The 26,329-nt window shown below is 49.5% G+C and carries 24 protein-coding genes; 9 read left to right on the forward strand and 15 right to left on the reverse strand.

Translation table 11 applies throughout. The features are described from left to right. Nucleotides 1-407, forward strand: a 407-nt coding sequence (gene rplI / locus ABWO75_RS05035) for a 50S ribosomal protein L9 (RefSeq protein ID WP_353183204.1), incomplete at its 5' end; no start/stop codon positions are given. Between the two features lie 175 nt (nucleotides 408-582). Continuing rightward, on the forward strand, nucleotides 583-1,248 hold the full coding sequence (locus tag ABWO75_RS05040; RefSeq protein WP_353183206.1) for a hypothetical protein: 666 nt from the start codon (nucleotides 583-585) through the stop codon (nucleotides 1,246-1,248). A 91-nt stretch (nucleotides 1,249-1,339) separates the two neighbouring features. Here ABWO75_RS05040 and ABWO75_RS05045 read toward each other — a convergent pair whose 3' ends face one another. The 4 genes from ABWO75_RS05045 to ABWO75_RS05060 are packed head-to-tail and all read right to left on the reverse strand — an operon-like array spanning nucleotide 1,340 to nucleotide 7,197. After that, a complete protein-coding gene (locus ABWO75_RS05045) occupies nucleotides 1,340-1,843 on the reverse strand; it encodes a lipid-binding protein (protein WP_353183208.1) in 504 nt (167 codons plus the stop codon). A gap of 20 nt (nucleotides 1,844-1,863) precedes the next feature. Further along, nucleotides 1,864-2,481, reverse strand: a complete 618-nt coding sequence (locus tag ABWO75_RS05050) for an immunoglobulin-like domain-containing protein (RefSeq protein ID WP_353183210.1) — start codon at nucleotides 2,479-2,481, stop codon at nucleotides 1,864-1,866. A 24-nt stretch (nucleotides 2,482-2,505) separates the two neighbouring features. Further along, nucleotides 2,506-4,008 (reverse strand): SusD/RagB family nutrient-binding outer membrane lipoprotein, encoded by a 1,503-nt coding sequence (locus ABWO75_RS05055; protein ID WP_353183212.1) that lies wholly within the window; start codon nucleotides 4,006-4,008, stop codon nucleotides 2,506-2,508. A 12-nt stretch (nucleotides 4,009-4,020) separates the two neighbouring features. Further along, the gene (locus ABWO75_RS05060) at nucleotides 4,021-7,197 is read right to left on the reverse strand and encodes a SusC/RagA family TonB-linked outer membrane protein (protein WP_353183214.1); all 3,177 of its coding nucleotides are present in this window, start codon (nucleotides 7,195-7,197) and stop codon (nucleotides 4,021-4,023) included. Nucleotides 7,198-7,756: 559 nt separating this feature from the next. On the opposite strand from ABWO75_RS05060, the gene ABWO75_RS05065 reads away from it, so the two are divergent. Further along, nucleotides 7,757-8,029 carry a hypothetical protein gene (locus ABWO75_RS05065; protein ID WP_353183216.1) on the forward strand — a complete coding sequence of 91 codons (273 nt, stop codon included), beginning with the start codon at nucleotides 7,757-7,759 and terminating at the stop codon, nucleotides 8,027-8,029. Here the strand turns inward: ABWO75_RS05065 and ABWO75_RS05070 are convergent. From ABWO75_RS05070 to recQ, 6 genes are all read right to left on the reverse strand, one after another. After that, nucleotides 8,022-9,314: a sensor histidine kinase gene (locus ABWO75_RS05070; protein ID WP_353183218.1), complete on the reverse strand. Its 1,293-nt coding sequence runs from the start codon at nucleotides 9,312-9,314 to the stop codon at nucleotides 8,022-8,024. The genes ABWO75_RS05065 and ABWO75_RS05070 overlap by 8 nt on opposite strands. 9 nt (nucleotides 9,315-9,323) lie before the next feature. Then, nucleotides 9,324-9,998 carry a response regulator transcription factor gene (locus ABWO75_RS05075; RefSeq protein WP_353183220.1) on the reverse strand — a complete coding sequence of 225 codons (675 nt, stop codon included), beginning with the start codon at nucleotides 9,996-9,998 and terminating at the stop codon, nucleotides 9,324-9,326. 59 nt (nucleotides 9,999-10,057) lie between these two features. Further along, nucleotides 10,058-10,942: a bifunctional 5,10-methylenetetrahydrofolate dehydrogenase/5,10-methenyltetrahydrofolate cyclohydrolase gene (locus ABWO75_RS05080; protein ID WP_353183222.1), complete on the reverse strand. Its 885-nt coding sequence runs from the start codon at nucleotides 10,940-10,942 to the stop codon at nucleotides 10,058-10,060. 142 nt (nucleotides 10,943-11,084) lie between these two features. Continuing rightward, a complete protein-coding gene (gene lepA, locus ABWO75_RS05085) occupies nucleotides 11,085-12,875 on the reverse strand; it encodes a translation elongation factor 4 (protein WP_353183224.1) in 1,791 nt (596 codons plus the stop codon). 161 nt (nucleotides 12,876-13,036) lie between these two features. Then, nucleotides 13,037-13,852 (reverse strand): 3-deoxy-8-phosphooctulonate synthase, encoded by an 816-nt coding sequence (kdsA, locus tag ABWO75_RS05090; RefSeq protein ID WP_353183226.1) that lies wholly within the window; start codon nucleotides 13,850-13,852, stop codon nucleotides 13,037-13,039. An 81-nt stretch (nucleotides 13,853-13,933) separates the two neighbouring features. Continuing rightward, nucleotides 13,934-16,126 carry a DNA helicase RecQ gene (gene recQ / locus ABWO75_RS05095; protein ID WP_353183228.1) on the reverse strand — a complete coding sequence of 731 codons (2,193 nt, stop codon included), beginning with the start codon at nucleotides 16,124-16,126 and terminating at the stop codon, nucleotides 13,934-13,936. A gap of 96 nt (nucleotides 16,127-16,222) precedes the next feature. On the opposite strand from recQ, the gene ABWO75_RS05100 reads away from it, so the two are divergent. From ABWO75_RS05100 to ABWO75_RS05120, 5 genes are all read left to right on the forward strand, one after another. Then, nucleotides 16,223-17,191, forward strand: coding sequence for a KpsF/GutQ family sugar-phosphate isomerase (locus tag ABWO75_RS05100; RefSeq protein WP_353183230.1), 969 nt, complete (start codon nucleotides 16,223-16,225; stop codon nucleotides 17,189-17,191). 73 nt (nucleotides 17,192-17,264) lie between these two features. After that, a complete protein-coding gene (locus tag ABWO75_RS05105; RefSeq protein WP_353183232.1) occupies nucleotides 17,265-18,347 on the forward strand; it encodes a mannose-1-phosphate guanylyltransferase in 1,083 nt (360 codons plus the stop codon). Between the two features lie 30 nt (nucleotides 18,348-18,377). Continuing rightward, complete coding sequence (locus ABWO75_RS05110) at nucleotides 18,378-19,130, forward strand: enoyl-CoA hydratase/isomerase family protein (protein WP_353183234.1); 753 nt, start codon at nucleotides 18,378-18,380, stop codon at nucleotides 19,128-19,130. Between the two features lie 4 nt (nucleotides 19,131-19,134). After that, nucleotides 19,135-21,057: an OmpA family protein gene (locus ABWO75_RS05115; protein WP_353183236.1), complete on the forward strand. Its 1,923-nt coding sequence runs from the start codon at nucleotides 19,135-19,137 to the stop codon at nucleotides 21,055-21,057. A 57-nt stretch (nucleotides 21,058-21,114) separates the two neighbouring features. Further along, entirely contained in the window at nucleotides 21,115-21,987 is an 873-nt protein-coding gene (locus ABWO75_RS05120) for an SMP-30/gluconolactonase/LRE family protein (RefSeq protein WP_353183238.1), read from the forward strand. 3 nt (nucleotides 21,988-21,990) lie between these two features. On the opposite strand, the gene ABWO75_RS05125 is transcribed toward ABWO75_RS05120, so the two are convergent. Further along, the gene (locus tag ABWO75_RS05125) at nucleotides 21,991-22,554 is read right to left on the reverse strand and encodes a type 1 glutamine amidotransferase domain-containing protein (protein ID WP_353183240.1); all 564 of its coding nucleotides are present in this window, start codon (nucleotides 22,552-22,554) and stop codon (nucleotides 21,991-21,993) included. Between the two features lie 186 nt (nucleotides 22,555-22,740). On the opposite strand from ABWO75_RS05125, the gene ABWO75_RS05130 reads away from it, so the two are divergent. After that, nucleotides 22,741-23,175 (forward strand): acyl-CoA thioesterase, encoded by a 435-nt coding sequence (locus ABWO75_RS05130; protein ID WP_257656666.1) that lies wholly within the window; start codon nucleotides 22,741-22,743, stop codon nucleotides 23,173-23,175. Nucleotides 23,176-23,245: 70 nt separating this feature from the next. On the opposite strand, the gene ABWO75_RS05135 is transcribed toward ABWO75_RS05130, so the two are convergent. The 4 genes from ABWO75_RS05135 to ABWO75_RS05150 form a co-directional block, all read right to left on the reverse strand. After that, nucleotides 23,246-23,686 (reverse strand): Hsp20/alpha crystallin family protein, encoded by a 441-nt coding sequence (locus ABWO75_RS05135; protein WP_353183242.1) that lies wholly within the window; start codon nucleotides 23,684-23,686, stop codon nucleotides 23,246-23,248. Nucleotides 23,687-23,811: 125 nt separating this feature from the next. Further along, nucleotides 23,812-25,212, reverse strand: coding sequence for an FAD-binding oxidoreductase (locus ABWO75_RS05140; RefSeq protein ID WP_353183244.1), 1,401 nt, complete (start codon nucleotides 25,210-25,212; stop codon nucleotides 23,812-23,814). Nucleotides 25,213-25,224: 12 nt separating this feature from the next. Continuing rightward, complete coding sequence (gene folB / locus ABWO75_RS05145; RefSeq protein WP_353183246.1) at nucleotides 25,225-25,590, reverse strand: dihydroneopterin aldolase; 366 nt, start codon at nucleotides 25,588-25,590, stop codon at nucleotides 25,225-25,227. Between the two features lie 20 nt (nucleotides 25,591-25,610). Beyond that, entirely contained in the window at nucleotides 25,611-26,312 is a 702-nt protein-coding gene (locus ABWO75_RS05150; protein ID WP_353183248.1) for a helix-turn-helix transcriptional regulator, read from the reverse strand. Nucleotides 26,313-26,329 lie beyond the last annotated feature (17 nt).

Raw genomic sequence — 26,329 nt, forward strand, 5'->3', positions numbered from 1 at the left:
GCGAAAAAGACGACATCGTATCGGTAAAACCCGGTTACGGCCGCAATTACCTGATTCCTCAGGGATTTGCCGTATTGGCAACCGAGTCGTCCAAAAAGGTGTTAGCTGAAAACATTCGCCAGGCTCAATTTAAACAAGATAAGATTAAGAAGGACGCTACCGAGCTTGCAGCTAAACTGGAAAGCGTGAAGCTGACCATCGGTGCAAAGGCCGGCGAAACCGGGAAAATCTTCGGCTCTGTAAACAGCATTCAGGTAGCAGAAGCGTTAAAGCAGCAAGGCTTTGACGTAGATCGCCGTCGCATCACGTTTGAAGAAGACCCGAAGGTATTGGGTGAATACGTAGCTAACCTCAATTTGCACAAAGAAGTAAAAGTGCAGGTACCTTTCGAGGTGGTTGGGGAGTAATCCAGATTCCACAAGCATGAAGTAAGGGGATGCCGAATTCGGTGTCCCCTTTTCTTTTACTAATTGTGCTTACACCCTATCGGTACACAAATGACTTCAACGATTGTTTGTTTTCCCAGCCTTATTGATCTGCAGCCGAAATCCGTATATTTACTATACGTAAATAAATGCGATCATGAAAAAAATGACATTAGGGTTATTGATGGGCACCGTATTGCTGGGTTACTCGGCTTCTGCACTCGCCCAACGCGAGATATCCATCGGCGACTACTTGTCGCCTACCCATTCATCCCTGATGACCAATAGCAAAACAAACCTGCTGGAATCACCTTTTTTAAGCACAGATTGGCTGGTTGGGAATATCGTACTGGAAAATGGACAACAATATCAGGACGTACAGTTTAATTACGATCAGTCTTCCGAATCCCTCGTTCTCATGGTAAAGGGCAACGCATATACCCCTAACGCACCAGTCCAAAGCGTCACTTATGAGGATAAAAGCGGCCAAGTGGTGCTCAAGAGCGGGTATTCTCCTGAAAAGAATATTTTGTTTAGGGTCCTTCATGAGGGAAATACGATATTGCTAAAACGCACAAAAAAATCCAAAAGCCAGCGATCGGACCACTTTACTGGTAATACAGAGGTGAAGTTTATTGTTAAGACAGACTACTATCTATTCATCGATAATAAATTGCTGGAAATCAATCCAACAAAAAAAGGGTTGTTAAGTGTACTTGGAAAACGGAAACCCGCAATAAAAACTTACCTGGAAACACAGGACAGCAATTTAAAAGATGATCGGGTGCTGGCCGATCTTATTGCACATTACGACACATTATAATAATCATTAAGGTAAACGGTAACGATTAAAAATTAAAAAGGCAAAACGACTAAAGCCGTTTTGCCTCAATAGCAATTTTTCGGAGTAAGATTTAGGGTTCGTCTTCTAGGAAGCCCGTTTTCTTAAAGCCGGAAATAACCCATGGGGCTGTAATATCCGGGTCATCATCGCTGAATTTCACTTCAAAGTAGATCGAATCGGTAGGTGCATCGGAGCCCGGCCCTTTTGCTGCACCTTTGAGTATCTTGCCGTTTAGTACATCAAATGTCATATCGTAATACTCATTTTGAATTGCGTCAGAAGCAAAAGTCAGGCTGTTGAGATCCACGTTTACTTTTCCCTTGAATTGCCAAAAAGACTCGGCATCATCCAGCCAAATTTCAGTTGCTGTGTTCGCCGCTGTATTATAGGTGAAGAAATGGGCATCATAGCTGTCTGTCTGTTCGACACCATCTCCGTCTACGTATGTCCTTGAAGCGGTTGTATACCATTCACCTGCCATGGCTTCGACTGCCGTTCCGCCGACTTTCTCTTCCTTTTGGCAGGAAGTCGCAATAAGCGCCAATAAAATAAAAATACCTATTATCTTTTTCATATTAATCTTGCTAATAACAGTTATTGTTTGGTCCAATTCCTCGGTACATCGATCAATCCACCTTGATCCAATAAGCTGACCGTCAAAGCCAGATTATTGCCATCCAATTCTCCTGTTCCCAATACGCGGCCATATAACGTATTGGTCAGCGGAAGCACCAGTTCCTTGCCGTCGCTGGTTAATATATAACAGGGAACTTCGCTCCCCCCCCAGATATTATTCATGTAATAAAAGCCGGGAGCATATTTTGTAATCTCAGCAATCTGGCCACCATTGTTGTATTTGTAGTTTCCAGCGATGTTAACACCCGCACTTTCCGCAGCCGGAATGACAGCAACACGCCGTGTCACAGACCCGGGATATCCGTCATTATTCATCGCGGAATAAACCACTTCGTATACACCAACTTTAGTTACATCAACAGTGCCGCGAACGGTTACTTCCTTTTCCTCTTCACCCTCTTTGGCAACCGCTCCCTGGTCTACAAATTCGCCACCGAGCACAATTGATTCGTACGCATCTCCATTTAATTGTATATCAACAAATTGGGTTTCAAATGAAACCCCCTCCGTTTCTAATTTTTCACAGCTTTGAAGTCCGATAACCGCGACAAACAAAACCAATAAATATCTTCTCATGTTCATTTCTATTTAATATCAAAATTATTTTTGATCCCACCAGACGTTGGTCGTTATTGGTACAATAGCCGGAACATTCGGATTGCGGTTCCGTTCGTCCTGCGGAATGATCAATCGCTTCGGATATTGTCCTGCTGTAACACCGTTTTTAGGATAAACAAGCTGACCGGCTATGTATGAAATATCGGTTGAATAAACCGGACTGGTTTTAGGATATCCTGTCCTGTTCTTTTCAATGAAACCTTCCAACGCATGTGCGCCAGGGAAAGAAGCCCATTTTTGTACAATAATCGCCTCCAGTTTGGTTTCAAAGTCGCCCACAGGATATGCGTATACTCCACCGGCTGCGGTAAAATCAGCAGCTTGGCCGGCTACCCCATATTGTGCAAACGCGGCTTCCACACCTTTATCATACATATCCTTTGCACCTGCACCTGCATAGTAACGTTCCAGTGCTTCCGCCTGCAGGAAATAAGACTCCGCTTCCGAAATAAAATGAACAGGGTCTACTGCAGTGGCCCGTGCTACAGAGATATCGGCCAACGCCGGGTCAGGATTATTAAAGTCACCCTGATGATTGCCAGAATAGGTCGTCGTACCTGTAGTCGGCGTAAAATAGGAGCCAATTCTCGGGTCACCATTAGCCTGCAAAAAGGAGAGAAATGTAACACTTGCCCGAAGGTTTGTCGTAGTGTTCAGCCTTCTGAAATTAAATTCATAGAATGGGTTGCTCTTGTCCTGTGAGTTCTCGAAGATGGCTAGCTGGGCGTCGGTATCCAAAAACTGAGCACCGCTATCATACATTGCCCGGATACCAGCCTCTGCCTCGGCGGGCTGGGCATAAACCATCCGGAGGTAGAGCTTAAGCTTCAAGGTATTTGCAAATTTAATCCAGCTATCCATATTAAACCGGAAAATCACGTCCAGTGCCTTATCTTTGGATGGATCCACGGCCCCTGCCACGCCTTCCTGTGCAATGGCATTATCCAGTTCTGCGATCAGCTTCTTATAGATCTCGTATCCGCCTTCATATGCCGGCGTCAAATTGTCAACACCTTGGAAAGCCTCGCTGTAGGGCAGTGTATCGTAGAGGTCCACCATCAGCTGATAGGTGTATGCCTTCATCACTGTACCCATCAGCAAATAATGCCAGTTCTCGGTTTCCTGTGCTTTCTGAATCACAAAATGATAGTCATTGAGGGCACCCGAAAACACCTCGTTAAACCGACCGTTTAAATTGGTCTGGGTTACATTATAGGAATCAAAATCACGGTACTGGCTAGCGACAGAACTCTGTGTCCAGTATTGCGCCCAGATCCCCCCCAATATCGCATATTCACCACCCAATGCACCCGCAGTGGACGCAACAGCAGCCGGAAACACCAATTCCGGAGTGCCTTGTTCTACAGGGGGATTATTCGGGTCCTGGTTAATATCCAGCGCCTGCTCGCAGGCACTTAATGTCAACAGGGATGCCAAGCCGAAAGTTGCGGCCCTTCCCCTTAAACTTCTTATATATATCTTCATCGTTCAGTTCGATTAAAACGTTGCTCTTAATGATAATCCATACGACCTTGTAGTCGGTCCGCCGGCAAATTCGCCGAGATCTCCTCTGAGGTCATTGTTGTAGGTGCTGACATCCGGATCAATGAACCCATTTTCAGCGGGTACCCAAAGCAGCAGGTTGCGTCCGAATGCCGTTAACGACAATCCCTGCAGGCCAATGCGAGACGCAATTGTTTGGGGGAATGCGTACGACAGCGTAACGTCTCGAAGACGCAGCGATGTTTTGTCTAATACGGTACGGCGTGATTCAGTTTGTGTATTGGACGAACTGAATACCGAATAATAGTCTTCGGTGGAGATCGGTGTTGTGTTTTCCACATAGGAAACGTTGCCTTCAGCATCCGTAATCCGGTTTACCGAATTGGGCACGATGTAAGCATTCCGATCGTTATAGGTTGTCCGTACAGAATTTCCTACGAAGTCGGTAAGTTGAGAAGTGTAGCTCCAAAAATGTCCACCTTTCCTGTAATCAAATGCAAAGCCCAGGCTCCATTCCTTCAGGCGCAGGGTGTTGGTTAAGCCCATGGTAAAATCCCGTTGACTCGTGCCGTAGACCTCTTTATTGTCAGCTTGCAAGGGAATTCCGTTTGAGGGGTTGACCACAATATTGCCGTTCGGATCGCGCTCTTCAACCGGACCTTTGTAGACCCCGAGCGGCTGCCCTTTAATGGCCACAAAGTCCACATCGTATCCGTTAGCGATTACCACTTCATCAAGTCCATCAGGAAGCTCCAATACCTTGTTTCGGTTCCTCGCGAACACGTAGTTCAGGTCCCATGAAAAAATATCCGTTTTTACCGGTGTAACATTAAAAGCTAGCTCAATTCCCTTGTTTTCAACTAAACCGAAGTTCATTACCAGGAATCCATAGCCGGAAGTATGGGCAATCGGCACGGGAAGAATCTGTCCATCCGTCCGTTTATTGTAATAGCTAAAATCAACTCCGATGCGGTTATCCAAAAAACGAACGTCTGCCCCTAATTCATACTCTGTTGTGATTTCCGGTTCCAGTGTGCTGTTTCCTATTTGGTTAGCCACCTCGAAAGAACCCACACCACCTAACGGGAACTTGATGTTACCAAAACCCAGCAGCACATCGCCACCTGTTAAGAGCGAGCTAAGCAGATAAACACCTGCGTCGTTACCTGTTTGGCCCAAGCTGGCCCGCAACTTTGCAAAACTGATCCCGTTATCTTTCAATGAAGGCGCTAAATCAGTCAATACGAGACTCAGATTTGCAGCCGGATAGAAGAATGAATTTTTTCCAACGGGCAGAGTCGACGACCAATCGTTCCTCGCGTTCAATGAAAGGAACAGGTAATCGCGGTAACCAAAGTTGGCCTGTGCATAAGCACCGAACAGCCTTCTTTTGGTATAATCTGTTTCTGCCGTAGGCGGCGCTGACGAATTAGACAGCGCATAAAATCCAGGGATCGTCAGATTCGCTATCGAAGCAGTTTGCCTGCGGCTTTCCCGCTGGTTAAAGTTCCAGCCCACCAGTCCATCGAAGGTAATATCTTCGTTGATCGGGGCGATGAAATTTAACAGCACGTCCGTATTGAATTCGCCAAAATAACGAGCTTCTTCCAACACGCCACCGACGTCAGCCTGACGCGAAGCGTTCGGGCTATCGAAATCCGGCCGACTAACGGCCTGCCAATCTTTCAACCGTGAATTGGTGAAGTCGCCACCAACCCGCACCGTAGATGAAAACCAATCGGTAAAATCATATCCGACCTCCGCGTTTCCATAAATCCGGTCACTATTGAAATCGTTGCCATTTTCATTTAATACAAAATATGGATTCTGCGCATAAGGGGTATAGAACGTGTTGATGTCATAGAATTTCGCATGGTAGTCCTTTCCATCTACGATACTGATATCCCGTGGAAATTGAATAAGTTCCTGGAACATCGTCGCGCCGGTATTGGTGCCCTGGCCGGTGGCTACGAATTTCGCCTTCCGACCCACGTAGTTAATCGATCCGGACGCTTTGAATTTTTCATATGCCGTGGAACCGCGGAGGCTCACCGAGTTCCGGTTATAGGAGTCAGCATCTGTTGGGACGATACCGTCACTGGAGATATTGCCATAAGATAAGTAAAACGTAGACCGTTCGTTACCACCGCTAACAGCCACGTTGGTATTCAATTCCATCCCTGTAGTATAGAAATCACGAATGTTGTTCTCCAAGGCTACATACGGTTTAACTAGACGCGCATTATCCACTGTATTTCCCCAGAGCCTGTTGGCGCCATCAAAACGCGCACCCCAGCTTCCCTGTTCAATCGGATCAAATATGCCGCTCCAGCCTTGGCCGAACGTATTCTGAAGTCTGGGCAACATCAAAATAGATGATAACGTCGTTGAATGGTTCAAGTCAACAGATACCCGACCGGCTTTTCCTTTCTTCGTAGTAATTAAGATAACGCCGTTGGCTGCGCGAGAACCATATAAACTGGTTGCGCCTGCACCTTTCAGGATGTTGATCGACTCGATATCTGCCGGATTGATATCATTGGCATTATTACCAAAGTCCGTCGACCGGTTAATCGGCTCGTCCTCACCAAATGTACTATTGTTAACCGGAACCCCGTCGATTACATAAAGCGGCTGGTTATTGCCGGTAATGGACGAATATCCTCGTAATACCACTTTTGTCGATGCTCCGGGTGCTCCGGACTGCGAAGTAATGTTCGCACCGGCGATTTTACCCTGTAGACCATCGAACATACTTACCGGCGAAGTCCTTGTAATGTCGTCGGCACCGACCTTAGTGGCCGAATATCCCAGGCTCCTTGATTCCCTGGAAATACCAAGTGCCGTAACAACTACTTCATCCAGCGTAGATGCATCTTCAGCCAGCCGTACATTAATCACGGACTGATTTCCCAACTCGACACGCTGCGTAGCATAACCGAGAAAACGGAATTCTAGTGCATTCACCGAAGCAGGAACGTCAATGGAGAACACACCTCCCTCATCTGTCTGGGCGGCGACATTAGTGCCAACAGCCAGAACAGACACGCCCGAAATCGGACTATCGTCTGCTGCCGCCGTCACCCTACCACTGATCCTCCTGTCTTGGGCATACGCTGAACCAATCAGCAATACACCCAACATTAGGAAACATAGTAATTTTTGTTTCATGTGTTTGTGAATTTGGTTAAAAATATAGTTGAATAATAAAGCGTTGATATTGTATTTGGGCAATCCCTTACGGGATCAGGTAGTTTGCTATCCCTGACAAGGGATTCACCGGCGTAAACCGTATCCGTTACCGGATACTATTCGCCTGGTTTAATGACAAGGCAATACGTTCCAAGTTGGAAAAACGGCATCATTACCGTCTTAATAAATTTGCTTTCTGATGTGGTCAACTGGGACATTGCCTTCCTTCAAATTGCAATGCAACTGTTTAGCTCTTGGGTGCTATCATAGGTACAATATCGATTTAGCATGACCTTATACCAATGATTTGAGTACAATACCCCTTCCGTGTGCGTAAACTGTGCTTGGTTTTTGTGTGTTCTTATTTGTTCGCCAAAAATACGATATGGTACTGTATAAGCAAAATTTTATGAAAGAAAAAGTTAAAAATAGTTAAAATTTTATGCAAAGCTTCGCTACATATTAGCTATAAGCGGTTTAAATCCACATTTGCATGCTGCGGAATTTTAACCTAATTTTAGTCCCAAATCATAACATTATGCGTGCAAAGACCCTTTTTGTGATCATTGTAACTGTTTTGGTGACAATTATCCTCATGAAAAACATGGATGAGGTCAATTTTTGGATATTTGGCGTGCGGACTGTCCCGAAGCTGGCCGTGTTGGGCACCATGTTTTTCATCGGAGCCATTGTGGGCTTTCTGATCGGACGCCCAAAAAGACGCTCGCACCTACCCGAACACCAGGAAAATCCGGTTACCGGCGGAACATCCCAGCCATTGGATGATCCCGATCGCGATTACATTAGTTAACGGCCGCAGGCCGGGGTTCCCGATGAAACGTGAAACCATGCAACCCATTTTCGTAATGGTACGTGACCTGAATATGATAGAATTGGACAATGGATCGTACGATGGCCAACCCAAGACCAGTGGATGCCGGATTATCCGGCGTGCGATGAAAACGATTGAAAATCTCGGTGGTTTCCAGCGGTTTTGCATGCCCGGTATTCGTAATGCTGAATCCGTTTCCGTCTACGCGGATCTGAATATAACCGCCGGGATGGTTATGTATGATGGCATTTTTCACCACGTTTGTAACTAAAATATCAGCTAGGTCTGCGTTGAAAGACCAGACCAAAGAAGCGCGCTCCGCAATGTCTACCCGGATGTCTTTGTACTCCAGAAGCTCTCTAAAATCATCGGTCTGCTGGCGCAGCAATGCATTGAAATCGATAGCCTCTTCACGGGCAAACTGCCTGTTTTCTATTTTGGAAAGCAGCAGCAATGCCTTATTCAGCCGGGTAAGCCGCTCAAGGTACTGGATGGCGTTTGCCAGTAACTGTGTCTGCTCCTCGGTGCCGTAATGCTGCTCCAGCAATAATTCCAGTTTATTCATTGCAATGGCCAGGGGCGTCTGCAATTCATGTGACGCGTTTTCAATAAACTGTTTCTGTTGCTGGAATGCAGCAATATTGGCTTTAAGCAATTCGGCGACGGTTTCGTTCATGTCCATGAATTCGGACACCCGGGTCTGCGGCGGATTGAATGATTTGTCTTCACCCAGCTTAAAATGGCGGAGCTCGTCCTGCAATTCGTAAAAAGGACGCCAGATTTTACGGAGTACCCAGTTGTTGATGATGAAAGCACTGGCAATCACGGCCACATAAAGCCACAGCAGCGCATGCATCAAATCGGCCACAAGGTCATCCTCTTCTACCATGGACGCGATGATTTTCAACTGGTAGTACCGGTCGTCCGGCGTCGAAAAATAGGTGGTCAGCATGCGGACGGTTTCCAGGCTTTCCTCATACTCCATATACATGGCTGTATCCTTGAATGCTTCCGTAGCCATAATGGCCTTTTCCTTTGCAATCGGCCGGATAGCGTAGTTACTCTCGCCAAAATAATTTTTCCGGAGCAGTGTCGTATCTGTATTGGCCTTTTGGATAATCAGGATTTTGTAATTCTCCAGTCCGTCCTCAATACTGTCGTAAACCTCGTCCATCATGCTGATATAAAAGACAACTGCCCAGATACTGAGAATAAAAATCAGGGAAGCGGATAAATACAGCAATGTATGGTTGAGCAGTTTCATCCGGAAGGGTTATACGGTCAGCTTATACCCCACGCCATATATCGCCTGTATTTCCAGGTCGGCGCCACAGTCTTTCAGCTTCTTGCGAAGGTTTTTAATCTGTGAATAAATAAAATCAAAGTTATCGGCGTTATCAATATGGTCGCCCCATACATGCTCAGCCAGTGCCGATTTATGGATCAGGCGGTTTTTATTGACAACAAAAAAAGCCATGATATCAAATTCCTTTCGGTTGAGTCGAATATCGTTCCCGTTGATCTGCAGCGTACGGTCATCGAAATTAAGCTCCATGTTGTTTATCCGCACCATATTGCGGCCATCTAGCGCTTTTCTTCTGAGCACTGCTTTGATTCGGGCGTTGAGTTCGGCCAGGTGGAAAGGCTTAGTGAGGTAGTCATCGGCACCCAGGTCCAGTCCCACCAGTTTATCATCCAGTGAGTCCTTGGCGGAAATGACAATCACGTTTTCCTGCTTTTCCAGCAGTTTCAGCATCCGGAGTATATCCAGTCCGTTACCATCCGGGAGGCCCACATCCAGCAGGATACAATCGTAATCATACAGGGAGATCTTTTCCTTTGCTGCATGGAAATCCGAAGCGGATTCAACCAGGTATTGCTCCTTGCGGAGAAACTGGATGATATTTTCCCGCAGGTCCGCTTCATCTTCGATAATCAGTATCTTCATTTCAATTGCTCATGAAATGGTAAAGATAAAGCCAAATTCGGTAAAAAGATTGGAAAATATCAGCGCGGGTAAATGGTCCCTTTGGCAGCCTCCAAGGTGTTCTTCAATAGCCCAACAATGGTCATCAGGCCCACTCCGCCCGGTACCGGGGTAATCCAGGAGGATTTTGGCGCCACACCATCGAAATCCACGTCGCCATAAAGCTTATATCCCGATTTGGTCTGCGTGCTGGTTTCCCTGTTGATACCGACATCAATTACAATGGCGCCGGGTTTCACCATATCGGATGTAATAAAATGCTTTTTGCCGATGGCGGCCACCACAATATCCGCACGGCGGACCTCCTCCGTGATGTTTTTTGTACGGCTATGGGTCAATGTTACCGTGCAGTTGCCGGGTACGCTGTTGCGGGCGAGCAGGATACTCATGGGGCTGCCCACGATATTGCTTCGTCCGACGACGACGGCATGCAACCCGGCGGTATCAATCCGGTAATGGTCCAGCATCAGCATCACACCATAGGGTGTGGCCGGAATAAAGCATGGCAGGTTACGTTGCATACGGCCAAGGTTTACCGGATGGAATCCATCCACATCTTTCCGATAGTCAATGGCTTCGGTAATCCGTTCAGGATTGATGTGCGCCGGCAGCGGCAGCTGCACAATAAGGCCATCTACCCGATCGTCGGCGTTGAGCGATTCGATCTTGGCGATCAGTTCAGCTTCCGTAACATCCGCTTCATAATGGATGTTCGTGGATTCAAAACCCACCAGCTCGCAATTGCGCATTTTACTGGCCACGTACGTTTCGCTCGCACCGTCATGTCCCACCAATATAGCCACCAGGTGCGGTCTCCTTCCCGTGGATGCGAGAAAAGCCGCAGCTTCCTGCTTAATATCTTCCTTGATCTTTGCCGATACCAATTTGCCGTCGAGTAGTTCCATATGCTATGCTTGCTTTTGGCCTTCGGTTTTACCCCTCACGCCATCTTCATTATTAATTTAATCCGGAGTTGCTAATTCCCTGTTTATATTCTTATTATTAGCGTTCATCTATCAGACGACAGCCATGTACCGGCAGCTGAAATTAATCCAGCTTCAGGACAGCCATAAACGCCGACTGCGGGATCTCTACGTTACCCACCTGGCGCATGCGCTTCTTTCCTTTTTTCTGCTTTTCCAGTAATTTACGTTTCCGCGAGATGTCCCCGCCGTAACATTTTGCCGTCACATCCTTGCGCAGCGCACGGATATTTTCCCGCGAAATAATTTTGGCACCGATAGATGCCTGGATGGCAATTTCAAATTGCTGCCGGGGCAACAGCTCCTTCAGTTTTTCGCAGATTTTTTTTCCGAAATCGTAAGCATTACTGCGGTGGATCAACGAAGAAAGCGCATCAACAGGTTCACCGTTCAGCCGGATATCCAATTTTACCAGGTCGGATTGCCGGTACCCGATCTGATGGTAATCAAATGAGGCATAACCTTTGGATATGGTTTTCAGCTTATCGTAAAAATCAAATACGATTTCGCCCATTGGCATCTCAAACACCATCTCCACCCGATCAGCCGTCAGGTAAGACTGATTGATAATGACACCCCGTTTCTGGATACACAGCGACATTACTGAACCCACAAATTCTGCCTTTGTAATGATATTCGCTTTAATGTAAGGTTCTTCCACATAATCCAGTTTACTCGGATCCGGCAGGTCCGACGGGTTATGTACAATGATTTCCTCTTTATCTTTCGTCAGATAGGCCTTGTACGATACGTTCGGCACGGTTGTGATCACCGTCATATCAAATTCGCGCTCAAGGCGTTCCTGGATGATCTCCATATGCAGCATACCCAGGAAGCCACATCGGAAACCGAAGCCGAGCGCGGCGGATGATTCCGGTTCAAAAACAAGTGACGCGTCGTTCAGCTGCAGGCGGTGCATACTTTCGCGCAGCTCCTCGAAATCTTCCGTATCTACCGGATAGATACCGGCAAACACCATGGGCTTCACTTCTTCAAATCCTTTGATGGCAACTTTGCTCGGCCGGGCCACGTGGGTAATGGTATCTCCCACTTTCACCTCCCGGGCTTCCTTAATACCGGAGATGATATACCCCACATCTCCGGTCTGGATCAGCTCTTTAGGTACCTGGGTGAGCTTAAGCGTACCAATTTCATCCGCTACATATTCCTTGCCTGTGGCAATGAATTTCACTTTATCGCCCTTCCGTATCACGCCATTTTCAACCTTAAAATAGGCCATGATGCCCCGGAACGAATTAAACACGGAATCAAAGATCAGCGCCTGCAATGGCGCTTCCGGGTCACCAACCGGTGGCGGGACGCGCTCCACGATGGCATCCAGGATATCCTGCACACCCAGACCGGTCTTACCGGAGGCCGGGATAATGTCTTCCCTTTTTCCACCGATCAGCTCGATAATCTGGTCTTTCACCTCTTCGGGCATTGCCCCCGGAAGGTCCATTTTATTGAGTATCGGTATAATTTCCAGGTCGTGTTCCAATGCCAGGTACAGGTTGGAAATAGTCTGTGCCTGTATCCCCTGGGAGGCGTCCACAATGAGTAATGCACCTTCACAGGCAGCAATTGAGCGGGATACTTCGTAGGAAAAATCCACGTGACCGGGCGTATCGATCAGGTTCAGGGTATAGGGCTGCCCGTCTTTAATATAATTCATCTGGATGGCGTGGCTCTTGATCGTAATGCCACGCTCCCGTTCCAGGTCCATGTTGTCCAAAAGTTGCGCCTGCGCCTCCCGCTGGCTGATGGTCGCTGTCACCTCCAGCAACCGATCAGCGAGTGTGCTTTTACCGTGGTCAATATGTGCGATAATGCAAAAGTTGCGGATGTGCTTCATATAAATCGACTTCAAACGGCAAAGATAGGGTTTTGACGTAATATTTCCATCCGATTATCGCATAACAAAAGGACCAATTACTTCCGGGAAAACCACGGAACCGCAGCTTATCTTGCAGTATGCCCCGCACCTTTACAGAAACACAGTTTAGCTGGCTGCGTTTACCGGATTGCTTCCCGTATCCGCAGCAGCTTCTCCAGCAGGTCTTCCAGCAGATCCAGGTGCAGCATGTTGGCCCCGTCTGATTTGGCGTTTGCCGGGTCCGGGTGGGTTTCGATAAAAAGTCCGTCAACACCGACGGCAATGGCCGCCTTGGCGATGGTCTCGATCAGGGCAGGTTTACCGCCGGTAATGCCCGAAGATTGATTGGGCTGCTGAAGGGAGTGGGTACAGTCCATCACAACAGGCACTCCAAAACCCCGCATCTCCGGGATACCCCGGAAATCCACTACCAGATCCTGGTAGCCAAATGTATTTCCCCGATCCGTCAGCAATACCTTGCTGTTTCCGGAATCGACTACCTTGTCGACCGCGAACCGCATGGCATCTGCCGAAAGGAACTGTCCTTTTTTTATGTTGACGGTCTTCCCTGTTTTCGCCGCTGCACTGAGCAATTCGGTTTGCCGGCAAAGGAATGCCGGAATCTGAAGCACATCCACATATTCGGCAGCCATGGCTGCCTCGTGGCTTTCATGGATATCCGTCACGGTGGGCACCCCGAACTCCCGTCCCACCCGGGCCAGTATACGAAGTGCTTTTTCATCTCCGATGCCGGTAAACGAATCCATGCGAGAGCGATTGGCCTTTCGATAAGACCCCTTAAATATGTAGGGAATGGCTAATCGGTCCGTAAGGGATACAATACGTTCCGCAATACGCAGTGCAATTTCTTCGCCTTCGATTGCACATGGTCCGGCCATAAGGAAAAAATTCGGAGAATCGGCATGATTGATGCCGGGAATATGCTGTTGAATCATCTTTTATTTGCTTTGTATTAACCCATAATCAGCCGGTCGCGGTTACGGACCCCGGACAGTTAAAAGCCTGCGGTTAACAGCTTAATTACCCAATTCTGACATAAACTTAATCCGCATGAGCTGGATTTCCTCATACGTATAATCATCTGTGCCTAACTCACGCAGGGCTTCTTCAACGGAGTCCACTTCGGCACTTCGGAAATAGTCAAATACTTCGTCCTGCCGGTCCTCGTCGATCAGCTCATCGACAAAGTAAGCCAGGTTAAGTTTTGTGCCGGAGTTAACAATCGATTCCACCTCGCGAAGCAGGTCCTCATAGCTGATGCCTTTTGCCGAAGCGATATCCTCCAGGCCGATTTTACGGTCAATATTCTGGATAATGGAAACTTTTAAGGCCGACTTATTGGCCGTTCCCTTAATCACCAGGTCCTGGGGCCGGTCAATTTCATTCTCCGTTACGTATGTTTTGATCAGCTCAACAAACTGCCCACCGAATTTCATTGCCTTCCCTGCACCCACACCGTGGATCTGCTTCAGCTCATCCAGCGTAATGGGGTAATGTGTACACATCTCATCCAGCGAAGGATCCTGGAAAATGACAAATGGCGGCAGCCCTTTTTGCTTGGCTATTTTCTTTCTGAGGTCTCTTAATAACTGCAATAGCTGGGTGTCCACCGCGCTGCTCCCCTGTTGCAGCACTTCCTCTGACCCGTCCTCCGATGCCGTCTCCATGGGCTTGTTCAGGATGAATTTGACATGGTATGGATTTTCAATAAATCGCTTACCTGCCTCGGTCAGGACAAGCAGCCCATAGTTATCGATATCTTTCGCCAGAAAATTATTTAACACAGCCTGTCTCACCAATGACTTCCAGTAAAACGGGCCATGCTCCTTCCCACTGCCGAATGCGGGATGAACATCGTGCTTATACGAGGATATGGGTTGGTTATTCTGCCCCATGAACACGTTGATGACGTGGTGATCATCAAACTTATCACCCTGCTGTTGTATAAACTTGAGCATATCCAGCAGTGATTCATCCGCGTCGAAATATACCCGTTCCGAACTGCAGTTATCACACATGCTGTTGCAGCCGGTTTCATCAAAATTCTCTCCGAAGTAATGCAGGATCTGCTTGCGGCGGCATACGGATGATTCGGAATAATCAATCACTTCCTTCAGTATCTGCGTGCCGATTTCACGCTCCGATACCGGCTTATCTTTCATAAATTTGGTCAGCTTCTCAATGTCCTTCTCTGAATAAAAAGCTAAGCAGTGACCCTCACCCCCATCCCTTCCTGCACGGCCGGTTTCCTGGTAATAACCCTCCATGCTCTTCGGGATATCGTGGTGGATCACATAACGCACATCGGGTTTATCGATTCCCATTCCAAAGGCAATGGTGGCCACGATAACATCCACGTCTTCCATCAGGAATTTATCCTGCGTATCAGCCCGGGTCTTTGCATCCAGACCCGCATGGTAAGGCAACGCACGAATGCCGTTGATGTTTAGCACCTCGGCAATCTCCTCTACCTTTTTCCGGCTCAGGCAGTAAATGATGCCTGACTTACCGGTGTTATTCTTGATGAACCGAACAATTTCCTTGACCACATTCCGCTTCGGGCGGACCTCATAATAGAGGTTGGGCCGGTTAAAGGACGATTTAAATAACGTGGCATCGTTCATCTGCAGGTTCTTGCGGATGTCCGACTGTACCTTGGGTGTCGCTGTGGCTGTAAGTGCAATAACCGGGATGTTCTCATCAATGGAGTTGATGACCTGCCTGATTTTACGGTATTCCGGTCGGAAATCATGCCCCCATTCCGAAATACAATGGGCTTCATCCACCGCGACAAACGAAACAGTGATCAGTTTCAGGAACCCTACGTTTTCGGCTTTCGCCAACGACTCCGGAGCCACATAAAGCAACTTGGTCTTGCCCGATACCACATCCTGCCGCACACGGGTTACCTCACTCTTGTTCAGCGACGAGTTGAGGAAGTGTGCAATGCTATCGTCCCCACCAAACGAGCGTAGCTGATCAACCTGGTTTTTCATTAAGGCAATAAGCGGCGAAATCACAATGGCGGTGCCTTCACTCATCAATGCCGGTAACTGGTAGCAAATGGATTTCCCCCCGCCGGTAGGCATGATCACAAAGGTGTCCTTCTTCTGTAAAATGTTGGTGATTATGGCCTCTTGGTCGCCCTTGAATGTGTCAAAACCAAAAAATTCCTGTAAATTATCAAAAAGTATTTTCTCGATTTCCATTTCGCCCTTCGCAAAATAAGCCAGACTGATAACTAAATAATGCCCAAAATAACATATTTTTGCGCATATCAGTATCTAAAATTATAAAATATATTTGTGAAAAGCAATTCCGAAATCAAAAATATTGCAACCGCCGTGCTGACCGAAGAAGCCGCCGCATTGAGCCAATTGACGGCTCGGATTGACGATGGTTTTGCAGCCGTGGTTCAGGCTATTATCCGCCTTAAAGGACGGGTAGTGCTCACGGGGATCGGGAAAAGCGCCATTATCGCCCAGAAAATCGTAGCCACATTGAATTCGACCGGTACACCGGCCATTTTTATGCATGCTGCCGACGCCATACACGGTGATCTCGGCATGATCCAGTCGGACGACCTCGTGATAGCCATCTCAAAAAGCGGCAATACCCCCGAAATCAAAGTATTGGTTCCCCTGCTGAAGCAGACCGGCAACCAGTTGGTGGCCATGGTGGGCAACGCCGACTCCTACCTGGCACAACAGGCGGCATTCGTGCTGGATACAACCGTGGAAAAAGAGGCCTGCCCGCACAACCTTGCCCCCACTACCAGCACTACGGCCCAGCTGGCCATGGGCGATGCACTGGCCATTGCGCTGCTGGAATGCCGGTCATTCAGCGACCGGGATTTTGCCCGTTTCCATCCGGGTGGCGTATTGGGTAAACGGTTATACCTGAAGGTGGCCGACCTGGCGGAACAGAACAGCAAACCCAGCGTAATGCCGGATACACCGGTGAAGGAAGTGATCGTTGCAATTACCCGGCATCGGCTGGGCGCGGTTGCCGTTGTGGCAGGCAACCGACTGGCCGGCATCGTTACGGATGGAGACATCCGTCGCATGCTCGAAAAGTACAGTCACATCGATCAGCTGACAGCCGGACAAATCATGAGCCAGTCGCCTAAAACCGTCCGCCGCGACGAACTGGCCGTCAACGCGTTTGAGTTGATGCGCAGACATAACATCACCCAGCTGCTGGTGGTAAATGACGATCAGGTTTACGACGGGATTGTACACCTGCATGACCTGTTGCGGGAAGGGATCATTTAAAAGATAACAGATAGCAACCGGCCAAACACCGATTGCTGAAAACAGAGCGTATATCAATAACTAATTTATTCCAATGAAAAACCACTATGCTGTGATCATGGCGGGAGGTGTCGGAAGCCGGTTCTGGCCGATCAGCCGTACCAACCTGCCAAAGCAGTTTATCGATATGATGGGCACCGGGAAAACACTGGTGCAGGCCACTTACGACCGTTTTCGCAAGATTGTTCCCGAACGCAACATCTTCATCGCCACAAATGAGTCATATGCCGATCTGGTACTTCAGCAACTTCCAAAACTGACTGCCAACCAGCTGATATTGGAACCCATCATGCGCAATACTGCACCTTCCATTGCCTATGCCAGCCACAAGATTCAGCAGCTGAACCCTGATGCCACCATTGTGGTGGCCCCTGCCGACCACCTGATCCTGGAAACCGACGAATTTGTTCGCAACATCGTGAAGGGACTGAACTGCGCGGCCAGTAACGACTGGCTGATCACCCTGGGCATCAAGCCTTCCAGGCCCGACACCGGATATGGTTATATTCAATATGGGAAAAGCGCATCCGTACCGGGTTTCAAAAAAGTAAAAACCTTTACCGAAAAGCCCAACCTGGAACTGGCCAAAACATTTCTCCAGAGCGGCGATTTCCTTTGGAATGCCGGTATTTTTATCTGGTCGGCTAAATCCATTATCGCCGCTTTTGATAAATACCAGACGGAAATGAATGATGTATTTAAGGAGGGTGATGAAGTATATAATACCGACCGGGAAGCCAAATTCATTTCCGGTGCTTTTGTACGGTGTGTCAATATTTCCATTGACTTTGCCGTAATGGAAAAAGCGGACAATGTTTATGTACTCCCGGCGGATTTCGGCTGGTCGGACCTCGGTACCTGGACTTCGGTATATGAGCTGGCGGAAAAGGATTACCTCGGTAATGTTGCCTCTTCGTCCGAAAATGTCATCGTATACGACACTTCCAATTGCATGATTCACACCCCAAAAGATAAACTGGTTATTATTAAGGGGCTGCATAATTTCATTGTGGTTCAGTCGGAAGATACGTTAATGATCTGCCCGCAGGACCAGGAACAGGGTGTAAAGCAGGTGGTCGCAGATGTGAAAGATAAGTTCGGAAATAAATACATTTAATCATATTGGGTCCAAAAACACAGTCGTTCCATGGAACCGGGATTTGTCAAAACGGAAATTAATACGAGTGGTCTGGCGATGATCACCTTCAGCCATCCCGCACACAACGCATTGCCTGCTGCCCTGCTGCGTGACCTGGCGGACCAGATCCAAGACGCCGGCTCCAAAAAACAGATCCGGCTTATCCTGTTGCGGAGCGCCGGCGAAAAGTCATTCTGTGCCGGAGCGAGTTTTGACGAATTACGGGCCATTTCGGATGAGACGGCAGGAAAGGCTTTTTTTTCGGGGTTCGGCCGTGTCATCAATGCCATGCGCAGGTCGCCAAAGCTCATAATTGGCCGGGTGCAGGGCAGGACTGTCGGCGGCGGCGTGGGGCTGATTGCCGCCTGTGATTATTGCCTCGCAACGGAAAATGCAGCTGTCAGGCTCAGCGAAATTGATCTTGGTATCGGTCCGTTTGTCATTGCTCCCGCTATCGAACGGAAAGCCGGGATTTCAGCGCTGACCGTACTTTCCCTTAATCCCACCCGGTTCTTCGACGCCTACTGGGCAGCACAGCACGGACTGTTTCATGGTATACACCCGGATATAGCGGCACTGGATGCCGCCGTAGGAGAATTAGCCGCGCAGCTGACAAACAAAAGTCAGGCGGCACTTACCGCGCTCAAACAGACCCTGTGGCGCGGCACCGGCGACTGGGAGGAATTGCTTGACAGGCAGGCGGCCATCAGCGGACGTTTAATCGTTGGACCGGAGGCCCGGAGCCGGTTGACTAAAACCTGACATGATGTTTCCGTCGAGATTCAGCTACTTATTGATCCTGTTTCTGTGGTTAGGCGGAATGCTCGTGTTCATGCCGGGATATGCACAGTTGCATTCGGATAACAGACAGGCACAAAGGGCATTTGAAAAAGCGGCTGTCCAGCTCCGGAACGGCCAGTATGATGAGGCGGTCGCTTCGCTCCGGTCGGCGGTGGCTGCCGACACTGGCTTCGCCGCAGCACACCAGCAACTCGGTGATCTTTACCGGCGGCAGAAGGCCTATGAAAAGGCGATACCACATTATGAAAAAGTGACGCAACTGGCGCCGGAATTAACGCCGTTAACCTGGTTCGGACTTGGCGAAAGCCGCCTGCTCACCGGCCAATATGCGGAAGCGCGGACGGCACTGCAACGGTATGCCGAAATGCCGGGTGCAACGGCTGAAACGGTGCAGGCTGCCCGGAAATATATCGCCGATTGCACGTTCAGCCTGCAGGCCCTCAAGCAGCCGCTGCCGGTCCGGCTGCAAAATCCCGGAGCCGCCGTCAACAGCGAATATGATGAGTATTTTCCGAGGCTTACGGCCGACCTGCAAACGATCATTTTCACCCGAAAGACCGCAAACAGGGAAAATTTCTACGAAAGCATACGCGACAGCAGCGGCGACTGGCAGCCTGCGGCCTTACTGACGGGCGCGATCAATTCGGCTTCCTATAACGAAGGTGCACACTGCATCTCGCCGGACGGCAAATACCTTTTTTTTACCGGATGTAACCGTCCCGAAGGACTCGGCAGCTGTGACATCTACGTATCCCGGCGCGAGGTAACTGGGTGGAGTACCCCTCACAACCTCGGAGCGCCGGTTAATACACGGGGGTGGGAAGCACAGCCAACACTCAGTGCCGATGGCCGTACGCTTTATTTCGTCAGCAACCGCACCGGTGGTCAGGGTGGTTATGACATCTGGCGGACTTCCCTTCAGGAAAACGGACAGTGGGGCACACCCCGGAACCTGGGACCGACGGTAAACACGCCCGGCAACGAGAGCTCGCCTTATATCCATGCCGACAACCGGACGCTTTATTTCGCATCAGATGGCTGGCCGGGATTCGGCGAAAAAGACATCTTTAAAACCGTATTGGACACTGCCGGAAACTGGGGACCTCCCGTCAATCTCGGCTCCCCAATTAATGACCATCGGGAGCAAAGCGCATTTTCCGTCAGCATGAATGGCAAGCAGGCCGCTTTTGCCTCCCGCAGGCAGGATGCCCTTGGCGGATTGGACATCTATTTTGTTACGCTTCCGGAAATCCTGCGGCCACATCCGGTGGCTTATCTGAAGGGTATCGTAGTGGATACAGCGACAGATACCTCCTTGCAGGCATTGGTAACAATAACCGATATCCAGACAAACCAGGTGTTGTACCGGGAGCAGGCGGATTATGAAGACGGTACTTTCCTGGCGCCCCTCCCCTTCGGAGAAACGTATGCGCTTCATGTCAGGCAGCCGGGATACCTCTTTTTTTCCGAACATTACGCGCTCAACGACCCAGCGAAACTGAACGATGCGTATGAAGTCCGCATCGCGCTGTCACGGATCAAAACAGGCAAAACGGAAACATTGAACAACGTCTTTTTCGATTACGACGACTATCATCTGTTGCCCCAATCGGAAAGCGACCTCAAAAACCTGGTCGACTTCCTGGTACTGAATCCTTCCGTCCGGATCGAGATCGGCGGGCATACGGACAATACGGGCGATGCGGCATACAACCAGCAGCTGTCTGAAAACCGGGCTAAAGCGGTACACAGTTATTTGGTTGACGCGGGTATTGCGCCGGTACGGTTAAGTTACAGAGGTTACGGTCCCTCGCAACCCGTAGCCACCAATGAAACTGCCGAGGGAAGGCAGCTCAACCGCCGGACCGCATTCAAGATCGTCGAATAGGCATTTGGCGGGATGCAGCTAATTTGTTAGCTTTGGATGAATAGACAAACCGGAATTATGATACTTCGACATTGCTTTTTGCTGCTTGCCGCGCTGGCCATTACCCAATCGGGGCTGGCCCAGGTTACCTCCGATACACTCCAGCTGGTTGGCGACCAGTTCAGCTTTACCGAGGGCCCGGCAGCGGACCGGGCCGGCAACGTATTTTTTACCGACCAGCCGAATAACCGCATCTGGAAATACGGGATCGACGGCAGCCTTTCGGTATTTATGGAAAACGCGGGGCGTTCCAACGGATTGTATGTCGACCGGGAGGGTTTTCTGATTGCCTGTGCCGATGAACACAACGAGCTGTGGCGAATCGGCATGGACGGAAGCCGGGAGAAATTGGTGACGGGGTACCGCGATTCGGTATTCAACGGTCCCAACGACGTATGGGTCTCCCCTGCTGGATTGATTTATTTCACCGACCCTTATTATCAGCGCGACTACTGGGAACGCACCGCGCCCGATATGCAGGCGCAGGCATTGTATGTTTACCACGAGGGACAGGTGAAACGCCTGGACGACGCATTTAAGCAGCCGAATGGCATTATCGGAACGCCGGATGGCAAATTCCTGTATGTCGCTGATATCGGTGACAGTAAAATTTACCGCTATCGCATCCGCCGCGACGGTTCCCTTTCCGACAAACGGCTTTTTGCACCCCAGGGTTCCGACGGAATGACCATTGATGAACAGGGAAACGTCTACCTGACCGGAAAAGGCGTAACCGTGTACAACTCCGACGGCAACCAAATTGACCACATCCCGGTGCCGTCGGGCTGGACCGCCAACGTGTGTTTCGGCGGACCGGAACGCGATTTTCTTTTTATTACGGCGCGCGACAAAGTATTTACACTCAAAATGAATGTGAGGGGCGTTAACTAGCAATCAGGCATGCTGGCCGGCATGCCGGCCTTCTGCAAATTCTTCCAGTATTTTACGATTGAACGCCGGAAGATCGTCAGGCGTGCGACTGGTTACCAAGCCCTGGTCTACCACCACTTCGCTGTCCTCCCAAAGCGCCCCCGCATTAATCAGGTCTTTCCGGATGGCACTAACCGATGTCATCCGCCGACCATCCACCAATTCCGCATCAATAAGCACCTGGGGTCCGTGACAGATCGCCGCAACCGGTTTTCCCTGTTTAAAAAAGGCGTGGATAAAATCCAGTGCCTTTTCGTTCGTCCGCAGCTTATCCGGATTCACCACGCCGCCCGGTAACAGCAGCGCGTCATAATCCGATGCCGACGCATCATCAAGCGACTTGTCTACCGTAAAATCCAGGTGCCATTCATCCCCCTGCCTGGATCGCACCGACTCCCTGTTCGGCGAAACAATGTGTGTGGTTGCGCCAGCCATCTGCAGGGTGTCCCGCGGACTCGTCAGCTCAATTTCCTCAAAGCCATCCGCAGTCAGGATAGCCACCCGGGTTTCTTTTAATTCATCAGCCATAATCAAAATCCTCCTTCTTTAGTAGCACGCCGTTATGGTGTACATTTTTTGCAACTTGAATTAAACATACAGGTTGCCAACAAACGGGCTATACGAATTGTTCGCGCCATTCCTCCGGCTGTTTATTTTACCGTTAACTTTTTCCGGTTGCGTTGCGGTATCCGGTTTTCTTCTTAAGTTTGGGTTATGGATCATATTTTTTATGAAGGGCAGGTAATCTGGGCACAGATTGACGCGAACAGGCATTTAAGACATTCCGCTTATGCCGACTTGTGTGCACAGGCCCGGAGCAACATGCTCCAGCTGCTTGGAATACCGCTTGACAAAATTGCTGAGGCCGGGATAGGCCCCGTTTTATTCCGGGAGGAACTGGTTTACCTGAAGGAAATCAAACTGAATGAATACGTTAAGGTTGTGGTACTGCTGGTTAAATACAATCCTGCCAACTCCAGGTTCACGTTCCGGCACGAAGTTTACCGCGCCGACGGTGTCAAAAGTGCGGTGGTTACCGTTGACGGGGCGTGGATGGATATTGTCCGGCGCAAGCTGACCCCGCTGCCGGATGCGTGGCGGGACCTCGCCAATCGGCTGCCGAAAAGCGAAGATTACGAAGAAGCATAAACGGTATCAATAAAAAAATCCCGCTGGATTGTTTTTTCCAGCGGGACTTGCCAACGAATAAGGTCGGTCCTTATTTTACGTCAATCAGTCGCGAAGCCACCTTTGCTTCTTCCCGCTTCCCAACCAATACTTTCAATACACCGTCCTGATAGGTGGCGTCGATCTTACTGTGGTCAATGCTGTCGGGCAGCGTAAAAGATCGGGTAAAAGAGCTGTAGCTATACTCCCGTTTGCTGTACTTCCGGTCGTCAGCCGCTTGCTCACTCTTCTTTTCCGCTGAAATAGTCAGCACGTCCTTATCCACATTGATCTTAAAGTCGCCCTTCTCCAGACCCGGCGCAGCCAGCTCGATTGCATAGGCGTCGGCCGTTTCGGCAATGTTCACTGCCGGTACGCGGGAAACAAGCCGGTCTGAAATAAAGGAATCGTTAAATAACGAATCAAAAAGATTGTTTGTCCAGGAATCTACTGCCCTGTTTGAATTACCGTTTGAAAATTTTACTAATGCCATTTTTATATCTCCTTTTAAATAAATAACGCTAACATCCCGTCTTCAAATGGTATTCCACTCGATAATAGCGGGAAAAATAACGACATTGTGTCATTATTTTGAATTTAAAAGTGACATAAAGTCATTTATTGGTGTATTTTTCCGGGATTCATGATGCCAAGAGGATCAAAGACCTGTTTGATGCCGCGCATCAACGACAGCTGAAGTTCGTTATATTTAATGGGCATATATTCGCGCTGCACCCAGCCAATGCCGTGTTCACCCGACAAGGTGCCGCCCAGGGAAACGGCCAATGTAAAAATTTCCCGGATACCGTCCTTCAGCCGATGGTGCCAATCGTGATCATTCATCGTACCCTTGATGATATTCACATGCAGGTTACCGTCGCCGGCATGGCCGTAGCAGACGGATTCAAATCCATAAGTCGCGCCGATGGTCTTGATCCCGGCAATCAGCTCAGGCAGCCGGGCACGGGGCACCACGGTATCCTCTTCTTTATATACGCTGTTTGATTTGACCGACGGCCCGATACGGCGCCTCATGTTCCAAAGTGTTTCCTGATGTGATGCCGTTTCAGCCAGCAGCGTGTCCAGGCATCCGTGCGCATCCAGTACGGCATTGATATGCTCGCACTGCACAAACAGCTCATCCGTCCGGTCGCCATCCACTTCAATCAGCAGCATTGCCTGCGCATTAGGCGGCATGTCTATGGCTATCCCTTCGTATTGGCTGACCCACTCCACTGCCCGACGTTCCATGAATTCGAGTGCTGAAGGCGTCTGGCCAGCCTGAAAAATCGCCGACACTGCGCTGCACGCGGCTTCATTGGTCGGAAACGACGCCAGCATCAGCATCGTTTGCTTTGGCCGGGGTACTAATTTCAGCACCGCCCCGGTAACAATGCCCAGGGTACCCTCCGAACCGATAAACAATTGGGTAAGATTATAACCGGAGGCATATTTGATCGTATTGGCCCCTGTCCATATCACGTCGCCGGACGGCAGCACCACCTGGAGGTTGAGCACGTATTCGCGGATGGTCCCGTATTTTACCACCCGCGGTCCGCCACTGCCATGCGCAATGTTTCCACCGATCTGGCACGAGCCCTTGCTGGCGGGATCGATCGGATATAACAACCCTTTTTCGGCAACCGCCTGCTGTAGCACTTCGGTAATCACGCCCGGCTCCACATAGGCCTGCAGGTTATCGCTATCGATCGAAATAATCCGGTTCATCTTTTCCATGGAAATCATCAGCCCCCCGTGAACGGCCAGGCTTCCGCCGCTCAAGCCCGTACCCGCACCCCGCGGCGTAACAGGAATGCGGTGTGCACCGCACAGCTTCAGCAGGGCAGCCACCTGTTCAACCGTCTCGGGAAGCACCACCAGTTCCGGCGCAAACCGCAGATCTTCGGTCTGATCGTGGCAATACGGCTCGAGGTCTACCGACTGCGTAACGAGAAGCCGTTCGGGCAGGATCGCCCGGATTTCGTTTAGGACAGTAGCTGAAATTTCCCGGTAGGCCATCTGAATACCCGTTTAACGTTTCCAGATCAGTTCCACTGCGGCCCCGGCCCGGTCGCCGCCAAAAGGCGGATGGTTTTTAAGGAGCTTTACCCGCGCCTCGTGAACAAAGGCATAATGTGCCCGGACCCGGACCAGGATCGACTCGGCTACGGTTTCGAGTAACTTCCGGGAAACGGCCATTTCTTCCTGCACCATGCGGTATACCACTTCGTAATCCACTGTGGTTTCCAGTGTTTCCGCAGTACCGGAGGAACGGTCAAACACCGCTTCCACCTCAACGATAAATTCGTTACCCAGCACTTGTTCCTCTGGATAATAGCCATGAAAAGCGTAAAACCGCAAATCGCGGAGTGTCACTCGTTGCTGAAGCTGTTCCATACAGCAAACCTACTGATTTTTTACACCATGTTAAATGCCTGGGCGAATTTGATGATGTCATAATGTGTTTTCGCACCGATTTTACGCTTGATATTCCGCCGGTGCGTGTGCATGGTTTTTTCTGAAATGTGGATGCGGCCGCTGATCTCGGCTGTCTTCTGCCCAAGGGCAATGTATTGCAGCAGCTCTTTCTCGCGTTTGGTTAATGAAGCAAAACGCTGATAGTTATTTTTAAGCAGCAGGTTTTCCTCCATCAGGCGCTCCGCCTTCTCGGCGAGATGGTGGTTCGGGTCAAGCTGCAGCGCAAAAGTGAGTGAAAGAATCGGTTTCCCTTCTTCATCGAACACAAATGGCCGGGAAGCGCTCAAATACCATTCAAACCCGTTCCCTTTTCCCGTGGTAACCTGTTGAAAAAAAGAAAACCACTTTGGCGGGTCGGGATTCTGCAGCAGTTCCATGAACTTGGGCAGGTAAAATGCCACATCATCAGGATTGAAGAACCTGGTGTAATACGCCGAGCCCAGCCGCCGGACATCTTCCAGGGAAATCCCCAACAGCTGCAAACCGCGTGGACACATATACATCACCGAGAAATGGCGCACATCGTGAATGATATAGACCGGCAGTTCGTCGGCCACTGCTTCAAGCGCCGTAAGTTTGCGTATGATTTCCTGCCGCACCGCCATGCTGCAATCAAAATCAGCGGGTAAAAAGTCGTCCATGATCAGTAGATTTAGTT

It is taken from the genome of Parapedobacter lycopersici, assembly GCF_040395035.1.
Taxonomy (GTDB): domain Bacteria; phylum Bacteroidota; class Bacteroidia; order Sphingobacteriales; family Sphingobacteriaceae; genus Parapedobacter; species Parapedobacter lycopersici_A.